This window comes from Clostridium sp. MF28 (assembly GCF_002969175.1).
GTDB classification, from domain to species: Bacteria; Bacillota; Clostridia; order Clostridiales; family Clostridiaceae; genus Clostridium; species Clostridium beijerinckii.
In genome coordinates, this window is record NZ_CP014331.1 from 5191266 (window position 1) to 5203384 (window position 12119).

General features: G+C 27.8%; 10 protein-coding genes and 1 pseudogene. 8 read left to right on the plus strand and 3 right to left on the minus strand.

Annotated elements, in window-relative coordinates:
- Nucleotides 1-13: 13 nt before the first annotated feature.
- Nucleotides 14-610, minus strand: coding sequence for a 30S ribosomal protein S4 (gene rpsD, locus AXY43_RS22865; protein WP_039770608.1), 597 nt, complete (start codon nt 608-610; stop codon nt 14-16).
- A 319-nt stretch (nt 611-929) separates the two neighbouring features.
- Here rpsD and AXY43_RS22870 point away from each other — a divergent pair, with 319 nt between their 5' ends.
- The 7 genes and pseudogenes from AXY43_RS22870 (at nt 930) to AXY43_RS22900 (ending at nt 9859) form a co-directional block, all read left to right on the plus strand.
- Nucleotides 930-1628 carry a DUF554 domain-containing protein gene (locus AXY43_RS22870; RefSeq protein WP_011968875.1) on the plus strand — a complete coding sequence of 233 codons (699 nt, stop codon included), beginning with the start codon at nt 930-932 and terminating at the stop codon, nt 1626-1628.
- Nucleotides 1629-1686: 58 nt separating this feature from the next.
- Nucleotides 1687-2292: a DUF975 family protein gene (locus tag AXY43_RS22875; protein WP_023976274.1), complete on the plus strand. Its 606-nt coding sequence runs from the start codon at nt 1687-1689 to the stop codon at nt 2290-2292.
- Between the two features lie 205 nt (nt 2293-2497).
- Nucleotides 2498-3792, plus strand: a pseudogene (locus AXY43_RS22880) (homoserine dehydrogenase).
- 267 nt (nt 3793-4059) lie between these two features.
- Nucleotides 4060-5406: an FIST signal transduction protein gene (locus AXY43_RS22885; protein ID WP_011968878.1), complete on the plus strand. Its 1347-nt coding sequence runs from the start codon at nt 4060-4062 to the stop codon at nt 5404-5406.
- Nucleotides 5407-5482: 76 nt separating this feature from the next.
- Nucleotides 5483-7324: an ATP-binding protein gene (locus AXY43_RS22890; RefSeq protein ID WP_105412209.1), complete on the plus strand. Its 1842-nt coding sequence runs from the start codon at nt 5483-5485 to the stop codon at nt 7322-7324.
- A 597-nt stretch (nt 7325-7921) separates the two neighbouring features.
- Nucleotides 7922-9538 (plus strand): cell shape-determining protein, encoded by a 1617-nt coding sequence (locus AXY43_RS22895; protein ID WP_105412210.1) that lies wholly within the window; start codon nt 7922-7924, stop codon nt 9536-9538.
- Nucleotides 9539-9703: 165 nt separating this feature from the next.
- The gene (locus AXY43_RS22900; RefSeq protein ID WP_011968881.1) at nt 9704-9859 is read left to right on the plus strand and encodes a zinc-ribbon domain-containing protein; all 156 of its coding nucleotides are present in this window, start codon (nt 9704-9706) and stop codon (nt 9857-9859) included.
- A gap of 116 nt (nt 9860-9975) precedes the next feature.
- Here AXY43_RS22900 and AXY43_RS28135 read toward each other — a convergent pair whose 3' ends face one another.
- Complete coding sequence (locus tag AXY43_RS28135) at nt 9976-10128, minus strand: hypothetical protein (RefSeq protein ID WP_011968882.1); 153 nt, start codon at nt 10126-10128, stop codon at nt 9976-9978.
- Nucleotides 10129-10360: 232 nt separating this feature from the next.
- Nucleotides 10361-10840: a CarD family transcriptional regulator gene (locus tag AXY43_RS22905; protein WP_011968883.1), complete on the minus strand. Its 480-nt coding sequence runs from the start codon at nt 10838-10840 to the stop codon at nt 10361-10363.
- Nucleotides 10841-11194: 354 nt separating this feature from the next.
- Between AXY43_RS22905 and AXY43_RS22910 the strand changes: the two genes are divergently transcribed.
- Nucleotides 11195-12007: a hypothetical protein gene (locus tag AXY43_RS22910; RefSeq protein ID WP_011968884.1), complete on the plus strand. Its 813-nt coding sequence runs from the start codon at nt 11195-11197 to the stop codon at nt 12005-12007.
- Nucleotides 12008-12119 lie beyond the last annotated feature (112 nt).

A 12119-nucleotide genomic window follows, 5' to 3' on the forward strand; every position in this document is an offset into this window, starting at 1 on the left:
ATGATTAATTATGTTAGAGTTTAGAATAGAATTCTACAATTAATGAATCATTGATTTCAATAGGAACTTCTTCTCTTAAAGGGTATCTTATAAGAGTTCCTGAAAAATTATCTTGATCCTTGGCTAGATACGGATAGGTATTAAGAGTATTTGATAAAAAAGTATCCCTAAACAAGTCATTATTTCTGGATTTTTCTTTTAAAGAAATTATATCACCTATATTTACTTCATAAGAAGGAATATCTACCTTTTTATCATTAACTAAAATATGCCCATGAACTACCATTTGGCGAGCTTGTGCAATAGAAGACGAAAGGCCCAGTCTGTAAACTAAGTTATCTAATCTACATTCTAACCTTTTTATTAGAGCATAACCAGTAGGTTCTTTATCTTTTAACGCTTTTCGTACATAGGTGGCAAACTGTTTTTCCATTACACCATAGTATGCTCTGAGTCTTTGCTTTTCAAGTAGTTGAAGGCCATAAGCCGAGAGCTTTTTTGCGTTTCTAGCACTGCCATTGTTGGCTCTTTTCATAGCTTTGGGATGTCCACTAACATTTAATCCCAAGCGCCTACACAACTTGAATCTAGGTTCTCTCATTCTTGCCATAATTATCATCTCCTATAAGGTCTTACTTTGATAAAAGTTAACCTAAAATAATACAATAAATATAATATACGAATGAAAATTATCTTAATGTTTTCTATTCCAATGGAATAATATTATTTAGAAATCTATATTAATGATTTCATAAATTAGTTTGTACAAGATAATTTATTTGACACGTTGTATTTTTTGGTAATTGAGTTTAATTAGCTAAATTCATGAAATTAAATTCCTTATTTATAAATCGCAAAGTAGGGGTAATAAGTCATATATGTTATAATTAATCGGAAAATAAAATAATAAAAAAGTTGGGGGAAGAAAAATGTTAGGAACAATAGTTAATTCGTTAGCAATAATAGGTGGGTGCTTAATAGGGTTAATAGTAAAAGGTAGATTAACTGAGAAGATTAGTAGCACAATAATGAATGGTTTAGCCTTATGTGTATTATACATAGGTATATCTGGTGCTCTCAAGGGAAAAGATACATTGCAAATAATAATCTGTATTGCACTAGGTGCTCTTATAGGAGAAATTATAGATATTGATAGAAGATTAAATGATTTGGGAAATATGATTGAGAGAAAAATAAATGGAAAAAGGAAAAATAATTCTAACGATAAAATATCTATATCAGAAGGATTTGTTACATCTAGCTTATTATTTTGTGTTGGAGCAATGGCAGTGGTGGGGTCTCTTGAAAGTGGATTACAAGGAAATAACTCAACTCTTTTTGCTAAATCAATACTAGATGGAGTGTCATCAATAATATTTGCATCATCTCTTGGGGGAGGTGTAATGTTATCATCAATCGCAATTTTTATATATCAAGGAAGTATAACTTTGCTTGCAGGAGGACTTTCAACAATACTCACTGATAATGTAATTTCTAATATGTCAGCAGTAGGAAGTCTGTTAATCGTAGGACTTGGTTTTAATATGCTTGGGATAAGTAAAATTAAAGTTGCAAATTTGTTGCCGGGAATATTTTTACCAATTATATTTGGATTTTTTTTAAAATAAGTTGACTGGATTTTAATAGAATATAATATTGTTACAATTTCTGATTGGAGGATTTAGAATGAAGATATCTGAACTAAAGAGAAAGTCGAAAAAACAATTAAAAGGAAAATGGGGAATAGCAATAACAACTTTATTTGTAAGTTTAATAATAATAAGTGGATTTTACGTTGCGATGAAGTTGCTTCAACCAGATGGAGGTCTTCTTACTGCTATTGGTGAATGTGTTAGTGTTTTCTTAGGTGGAATGGCTACGTTAGGAACATGCAAATTTGTATTAAATTTGGCATTCAGTAATAATGAGGAAAAGTTTAATGATTTATTTGTAGGCATTAATATTTACTTTAAGACCTTAGGATTATGGATATTGATTAATTTAACTGTATCTATTGCAACAATGTTTTTGATAATCCCTGGTATTATAGTCTCGCTTATGTTTTCACAAGCGTTCTTCATATTATGTGAAGATAACAATAAGTCTATAATAGAATGTTTAAAGCAGAGTCTATCAATTATGAGGGGATATAAGATTCGCTTGTTACTCCTTGAGTTAAGTTTTGTTGGGTGGTGGATTATGTCAATTCTGACTTTTGGAATAGGAGTCTTATGGATATATCCATATCAACAAGTAACTCGTGCCAATTTTTATTTAGAGATAAAAAAGTAATTTTCTTATTTAAATTGCAGCTACATAACATGATAAAATATTTTTTTATTGAGAAAACATTTTCGAATAGTGGAATTATAAGTAATAATTTTTTATTTGACGTACAAAATATTAGACAAAAAAATATAGCCAAAAATTAATATAAGAATTATAATAAATACGTATACTATTATTTATAATAGTCGTAACTTAAGGGGGGCGCAGAATGAAAAAAGTAAAAATAGCACTACTAGGATTGGGGAATGTTGGTCGTGGTGTTTGGATGATTTTAAACTCTAACAAAGAAGAAATTATGAAAAGATGTGGATATGAAGTAGAAATAGCAAAAGTTCTTGTTAGAGATAAAAATAAACCAAGAGGTATTGAAATATCGGACGAACTTGTAACAACTGATTTTAATGAAATATTAAAAGATAGTAGCATTAAAATTGTCGTTGAAGTCATGGGAGGAATGGAACCCGCTAGAGAGTATATGCTAAGATGCATGGAAAACAAAAAGCATATAGTAACTGCAAATAAAATGTTATTAGCAACTGGTGGAGATGAACTTTTTGAAAAAGCTGATGAAAACGGAATTATGTTTAGTTATGAGGCTAGTGTAGCTGGGGGATTCCAATTATAAAGGGAATAGATGAAAGCTTAACTGCAAATAAAATAGAAACTCTTTATGGAATAGTAAATGGAACAACTAATTACATCTTAAGTAAGATGGAACTTGAAGGTGCTGATTTCGATGACGTATTAAAGGAAGCACAAGAAAAAGGATATGCTGAAGCTGATCCTACATCAGATATTGAAGGGTATGATGCACAATATAAATTAGCAATACTTGCTTCATTAGCTTTTGGGTCCAAGATAGATGTGAAAAATGTATATAGAGAAGGAATTACAAAAATTGAAGCTGTTGATATGAAATATGCTAAGGAATTTAAAATGGGAATTAAATTACTTGCTATAGCAAAAGAAACTAATGGCAAAGTTGAACTTAGAGTTCATCCTACAATGATTCCGAAGAAACACCCGCTTTCGAATGTTTATGATTCATACAATGCTGTATTTATAAGAGGAAATGCAGTAGGAGATTTAATGTTTTACGGAAGAGGAGCAGGAGATCTTCCAACTGGCAGTGCGGTAGTGAGTGATATTGTTTCTATTGTAAGAAATAATGTTGAAACAGAAAATCCGAATCCAGTAGTAAAGAATAACCTATGGGAAAGAGAAATTTTAGACATGGGTTCAGTTGAAAGTAAATTTTATATAAGAGCAACTGTTTTGGATGAATCAGGGGTTCTTGGAGAAATTACTGCAATACTTGGAAAACATAATGTAAGTATAAGGTCTGTGATACAAAAAGGTGACGAAGAAGATGGTCAGGTAACTATTGTATTAGTTACTCACAGAACTAGTGAGACTCAAATTGATGGTGCGGTTGAAGAAATTACTAGCTTAAAATCTGTTTACAAAATAGATAACATAATAAGAATAGAGGATTTTAAATAAATTATAGCCTGAACATACAGCTTCGTTTGTTGGAAAAATAGATAATATTCTAGTAAAGATTAATGTTAATGCCACTTATTAAATGTAATAAGTGGCATTTTTTTTAATTAAAAGTTTTTTGAAAAATCTTAAAAAATATGATACGAAAATTAAGTAAAATATAGAAAAAATATGTTATAATTACTTTATATTTGAAAAATTGGACAATATATGAGCCGATTTGAATAATAGATTATTTATTTAGTGGAAAGAAAGGGGTGGTCATTTTTGCCCGGAAAAATAAAAAAGATGATTGACGAAATCATTCAACAAAGATCAAAAGGGAATCCTGCTATTACGGAAATGACTATAGCTAAATTAATTCTAAAAGGAATTAATCCCAATAAATTTGATATAAATTCTCCAGATGATATGACAATAATTAATAAACTTCTTGATATTGCTAGGCAATTAAATGTAAATAATTTAGATAATATTGAAAAAAGTATAAGATCATCATCCTCAAGTAAAATAACGGAGGAGGATGCAGTAAAGGATATAAAAAATCAATTAAATATTAACGACATAAAATTAGTAATATTTTTTGCATCTTCTAATTATAATCAACAAAAGATAAGTTTACTTATGGAAGAAGAATTTAAGGGATGCATTGTTATAGGGTGCTCTACGGCAGGAGAACTTGCAAGCGGAGAAATGTTGGATAATTCCATTGTTGCAATGGCTATTAACTCTAATATCATTTCTGATATAAAAGTTGAATTGGTTGAAAATATAAAGAAAAATTTAAATTTAGAGCTTGCTTTTACTTCTTTTGAAGAATACTATAAAGAAAGTTTATATAATATGAGCTCAGAAAAATTTGTTGGTATAACATTAATAGATGGATTAAGCATGAAAGAGGAAAAAATAATGGATCTGATAGGTGATAGGACTAATGTGTTCTTTGTTGGCGGTTCAGCTGCGGATAATAATGAGTTTGTAGAGACCTATGTTTCTGTAAATGGATATACTTCTACAGATTCAGTAGCTTTAATTTTAATAAGGATAAGCGATGATGCTGAGTTTAGTGTTATAAAAACACAAAGTTTTGAATCTTTGGACTATAGCTTCGTTGCAAATAAAGTGGACGAAGAGAAAAGACAAGTAATTGAATTTAATAATAGACCAGCTGCGCTTGAATATGCAGATGCTGTGAAAGCTGATAATATTGAAGAAATTTCAAAATATTTTATGAGTAACCCGCTAGGATTGATGATTGAAGATAATGATTTTTTTATAAGATCACCTCAGAGAGTTATAGGGACAAGTATGATGTTTTATTGTAATATACTTGAAGGAATGGAGGTTAAACTTTTAAAAGCTACAAATATTATTGATGATACAAGAAGGACAATTGAAAATAAAGCCAGTGAATTAGGAAAAATTGATGGGATTATAAATTTTCAATGTATACATAGAACGTTGGAATTAAAAAAGAAAAATTTGTCAGATGAATATGCTAAAATATTTAAAGATATTCCTACTATAGGATTTTCAGCTTATGGAGAACAGTATATAGGTCATATAAATGACACATCTACAATGCTAATTTTTAATTTAAAGTCAGGAAAATAAACTGAGAAAAAGATAGGAAATTTAAATATATACTTTTTATGGAATATTACAATGTTTTGAAGAGAGGCTATAAGTAATGAAGAATTTAGAAAACTTTTTTTATAAAGCTAATATTCTTATTGTTCATGAATACTTTGAAGATTCACGGGTGTTAATAAAATTTCTTAATTATAGAGGATATGTAAATATAAAAAGTGTGAAAAAAAGTGAATCAATTGTAAAGTCAATAAAGGAAAATATACCAGATATAATTCTAATAAATGTAAATTTGGAATCCGTTAATGGGTATCAATTATGTGAAATTATGAGAAAAGAAGAGGATTTAAGAGATATTCCAATTATTTTTATAAACACATGTGGAGAAGCAATTGATAGAAATAAAATATATATTGTTGGAGGAAATGATTATTTAAGCACCCCACTTGAATATGAGGAAGTCATAAATAGAATTGAAATGCATTTAAGAATTAAGTTTATGGAGCATAAGATAAAATTTCATAAAGGCAATTATGATACAATATCTACTCAATTAGAGAGTTGGAATAGGATTTTATTAAAAAGAAATAGTGATTTAGTTAATGAAGTTATTGAAAAAGACAATCAATTATATGATATAACATTTGAGTTAAAAGAATTCAATATTATATTGGAAGAAGAAATGAATGAAAGAACTAGAACAGAGGAAGCGTTAAAGGAAAGTGAGAGACAATTACGGCATTCTATAGAAGAGGCACCAGTGCCAATAATGTTATATACCGAAGATGGATTTGTAAAGAAGATCAATAGATCATGGAGTGATATTACCGGATATAGACTTGAAGATATTCCAATGATTTCAGAATGGGCAGATATTTCAGAGGCTTTTAAAGAGGAATTGAGCAGTACAAATATAAAAAAATTATTTAATTCAGAGAAAAGGCAAAACAATGGGGAGTTTTCTATAAGGACACATGATGGAAGTATAAGAATTTGCAATTTTTATTCAGCATATATTGGGGATTTAGAGGATGGACATAAATTATTCATGAAAGTAGCCATAGATGTGACAGAGAAAAAGCGTATGGAAGAATTGCAAAAAAGTGTTGAAGAAGAGAGGAAAAAATTATATGAAATTAAGGAATACGACAGAATAAGAACAGAATTTTTTTCTAATATATCTCATGAATTAAGAACACCGATTAGTGTTATTTTCTCGGCGCTGCAAATACATGAACTTAGGTTAAAAGATTGTATATTTGAAAATAGAAGTATTGATAAATATAAATATACTAAAATAATGAAACAGAATTGTTATCGTATTTTACGACTTATTAATAATATTATAGATATAACAAAAATTGATTCTGGGTATTTTAATATCAATGAACATAATATTGATATTATCGCTCTTATAGAGAATATAACTTTATCAGTGGCTGACTATATTGAGAATAAGGGACTGTCTCTTATATTTGATACGAACGTGGAAGAAAAAATTATGTCATGTGATCCGGAAAAAATTGAAAGAATTATTTTGAATATACTATCAAATGCAGTAAAATTTACTTCAAGTGGTGGAAAAATAACTGTTAGTATTGAAGATTGCTATGATAAAATTTGTATAAAAATTAAAGATACAGGAAGAGGTATTCCGCAAGATAAATTAAATTCGATATTTGAAAGATTTATACAGGTAGATAAATCTCTAGCTAGAGATCATGAAGGAAGTGGAATAGGACTTTCTCTTGTAAAGTCCTTAGTTGAACTGCATGGTGGAGTAATATCTGTAAAAAGTAAAATAAATTATGGCACTGAATTTGTTATATATATCCCATGCAAACTAGTAAAAAATGCAGAAGAGCAATATTCGCTTTGCAGCTCTATAGGCGGAGATTGTATTGAAAAAATTAATATAGAATTTTCAGATATCTATAATTAAAATTATAGATTTTAATTATATTGCAAAAATAATCCTTCATCGTAATTCTAAAAATATTACAAGAATTTTAACAGTAATTATAAATTATACATTGTGAAGTATGAATTGCAACATGTATATGCTTGTAAAATATTTCTTTTATAATGTAAGTATATGTGAAAAAAAGTTAAGATAATATAGTAAAAAGATATTTTTACTTACTTTTTTTAAGAGTTTTAAACAAATGTTGAATATAAATTTAATATTTGTTACTATATTAGTGTATTTAATAGGTTAGAGATAATGAGGTTTCAAACAATTGATGGGACTTTATTTATCTCTTTTTGATTGTTATAGGAAGTGAAAAATGAGAATTTAAACTATTTGCCCCCAAAAGGAATGTTTCTAGAGTGCGAGGAATAATTTGCTATTGCATATATCTAAGTATTCAAGTAATATAGTTTCCACACTTTATATGCTATGTTATTAGAAATATTACCTTTTAATAATATATGAACCTCTGTATTTATATAGCTTCATAAATACAGAGGCTTTTTAATTCCATTCTTTGTGTTATAATTTAAGCAAAAGAAATAAAATACAGTGTGGAGGAAAAGGATGGGTAATAATAGAGATTTAATTAGATATTCAAAGATATTATTAAGTGCATACTTAATTATAGGACTAATCTTAATTTTTAGTAGTTCTATGGTTTTAGATTTAAGTCTTAATATTTTAATAATAACAGGAATATTTGTGGCGTGTACATTGGTATATGGAGTATTAATTAGAAATAAAAAATATATATCTACGGCAATTATTGTTGCCTTGTTATATGTTGGTGCAATTATCATATATAGTCCTTTAATTAGTTATAATGCTCATAGGAATTTAATAGGAAATATAGAAGAAATGGATTTTTCTAGCCAAATAGAATATATTGATATAAACCAGTTGCCTATTATTGATAAAGAACTTGCATACAAGCTAGCTGATAAGAAATTAGGTGAAATTACTAGTCTTGGGAGTCAAGTGAGTGTTGGTCAATTGACATTACAAAGTGTAAATGGTCAACTGTGTTATGTTGGACCACTTGAGCATTCTTCTTTTCTTAAATGGATTAGCAATAGAGAAGGAACGATAGGGTATATTAAGGTAAGTGCTACAAATCAAAATGATGTAGAGTTGGTTACCCAGCTTGATGGAAAAGATATTAGGCTTAAATATTTAAATTCTGCATATTTTCTTAGTGATTTAAATAGAGCAGCTTACTTTAGAGATATGAAAGCAGGGCACACAGATTATACTTTTGAATTAGATGACAGCGGCAGACCATATTGGGTCATTACAAGATATGATACTGGCGTGGGCATTACAGAAGAAAAGGCCATAGGTGCATTAGTGATGGATGCTCAGACAGGTGAATCAACTATTTATAATATTGATAATCTACCAGAATGGGTAGACAGAATACAGCCGATGAAATATATTAATAGGTATATTAACAAATGGGGAGAATTGGTTCATGGTGTTTTGAATTTTACGGATAAAGATAAACTTAAGACAACAACAGATGGTATGAATATTATATACGATAAGGGTGTCTGCTACTATTATACAGGTATAACGTCAGTAGGAAGTGATGAATCACTTGTAGGATTTTTGCTTACAAATACAAGAACCGGAGAAACTAAAATGTATAAAACGGCTGGTGCTACAGAAGAAGCAGGCATGAGATCAGCAGAAGGAAAAGTACAACAGTATGGTTATAAAGCTACTTTTCCATATCTGATAAACATACAAAATGAGCCGACATATTTTATGACGCTGAAAGATTCTAATGGATTAGTTAAGCAATATGCCATGGTGAATGTAAAAAATTATAACACTGTAGGAGTTGGAGATACACTTCAAGCTACTTTAAATAAATATTTAGAGGGATTAACCAATACTAATATTTCTCTCGAAAGTGGAAATCAGGAAGAAGTTATAAGAGGAGAAGTAGAAAGGATAGGTCTAGTTATTAAAGAAGGTACGAGTATTTATGACATTAAATTAAAAAATAATGAAAATATTTTCTCGGTTTCAACGGAGACATCTAGAGAGGTTGCATTAACTCAGGCTGGTGACTCAGTGGAAATGAAGTTTATTAAAGTTGGAGATAATAGATATATTATAACCAATTCATTTAGTAATCTTTCTTTTGTTAACAGTGAGGAACAGAAAAAGGAATAGGAAGAAAATAATTAAAATTAAGTATTGCAATTAAAAGGGAGCTATGATATACTAAAATAGTTCCTAAAGGGAATAAAAAAATATATCAAAGATTTAATTATATTAAAATTTCTCCTTATGAGAAAGTATTATTTAACTAAGTCTTTAAATTTGGAGGAATTGAAAATGGAAGATAAAACATTAGTATGTAAAGATTGTGGAAAAGAATTTATATTCACAGTTGGAGAACAAGAATTCTACAAAGAAAAAGGATTCGAAAATGATCCTGTAAGATGTGCAGATTGTAGAAGAGCTAGAAAGCAACAAAACAACAGAAGATAGTTTCTGTTTGCAAAGATAAGCTATAAGATATTATTCTTATAGCTTTTTTATTATATATTGGTATAATTGATACCTTTATGGTATATATAGGATACTATTAATTGACAAACCATACACTAATTTATATGGTCATTTTGAACTCCTTCTCTTTTAACTGAATGTCTTTTTCTGTTTGGATTGTGGTTCATATTTTCTTGAGTTATAGGAGTTTGATGATTGCATTTTTCCATTCTAGCATGTTTGTTATCAGGTTGACTATCTTTTGGCATAATAAAAACCTCCCTTAAACAATAAATTTACATATTAATTTTTTGCTAAGTGATACAATATTATTCGTAAGCTGTAGAAAAAATAATAACAATATTAGTTATATTATTAATTAAATAGAAAATAAATAAACCTGCTAAATAATATATTAATTATACCTATATTATTTAGCAGGTTTATTCAAATCTATTTTCAGTATATAGGTTATTTTGTAATAGTTAATCTAAACAAAAATTAATTAAGGTTCAAATTTAAAAAGCTTGTAGCTTCAATTTCACTAATATTTTTTATAACTGAAACTTCTTCAACTAAAAATTTGTAAGCAGTATTAAATAATTGTTTTTCACTTGAACTAAGTGATTTTTTCTTATTCATAAGAATTAGATCGTAAACTACTTCTGCACTATCTTTAAGTAATCCAGATCTTATTTTTTTTGCATTAGCTTGATATCTTTCCTTGGATGATGCAAGTTCAAATTCACTACTTTTATTTTCAAGAGTGAGCAATATATGATCTAAGGTAGAGTTATCACAAACTTTTCTTAAATTTGAGTTAGATGCCTTATCACTTGGAATCATAATTTCTAAATTATTTGACGTAATCTTTACTATTATGTATTCCTTGGTATTTCCTGAAAAAATCTTATTTTCTATTCTTTCAACAGTGCCTATGCCTTGCATTGGATAAACGACTTTATCTCCTATCAAAAACAAAAAACACACCTCCTTAAATGGTTGTTCTATTATTATAACACATTATTAAAAAAAATAAAACTTAAATATATCATATCTATTATTTCATGTCAATAATATTTGTGTTTTTTTAGAATGTAATATTAATTTTTTGATAACTATATAACGTAAAAATTTATATGACAATTAAAGGTAAAAAGTAAATTGAAAAATACATATTTAAAGAAATTATGATAAGTAATAATAATACAAAAAATAAATTAAATGTAAAAAATGTAAAAAAATATAGAAATATAAGTAAAACAACAGCTTGATAATAAATAATATGTGATGTAAAATTAAGGAAATGATTACAGAAAAGAGGGGGTTGCTGGCGTGGGGGTTCATAATAAAAAAGTTATAAAAAGTGAAAGAAAAATAAAACGGAAAAATAAGAATTTACTTGCTGATAAGATTTTGGCTTATAATCCCGTGTTTTTGGAAGGAATTGCAGTATATAAAGATGCAAGTAGAAACTTTATATTTTTAATATTTCTTGGAGCTTTGTTAATCGACTTTCCGATAATATCAGTGCCTTGTTGTATATTGTCTATGTTTTTTATTATTAGAATGTTGCAGTTTATTAAATATAAAAGCATAAATAATATAGTAAATGAAATAGCAAAGGATTTATCTTTTAAAGGGATATATAATAAAGGTAAAGTAGAGGATATGTTAAATGATTTTAAAGTTAAATATGGAGAAGATATCGTTGAGTATGAACAATTGGTAAACATGTTAGATAAATATGAAGCTTTAGTAACAAATATTGAATTTGCTTTAAAAAATATAACTTTCAAGGATAAAACAAATATAGATAACAAAGAAGAACTTATAATAGATAATAGTGAAATTACTTTCTTTGAAAATGATAATAATATAAACTGTGAAATATATAATAGGGATGAGCATAAAAATACGAGAGTAAATAATTATTATAGAAGTTTTAATGAAAAATTTTCTGTGCTTTATAAAAATGGTGATGGAGAGATTAAGAGCGTTAATAAAGCAATTGAGTTCTTTGATGATAGAGATAATGAAAACATTAACGAAAATGCTGTTGTCCTGAAAAATGTTAATAAAGAAAATAAAAATCTTACAGTATATTTATATAAAAAGTCATCTCCACTACAAAAAAATGTATTGTGATGAGCTAACATTTATAATAAAGTTAGTAAAAAATAAACTTCTATTAACTGTAGTATATGATTTGATATCGCAGTTATAGGAGTTGTCTTTTTTTTTATTTTGTAATAAAATC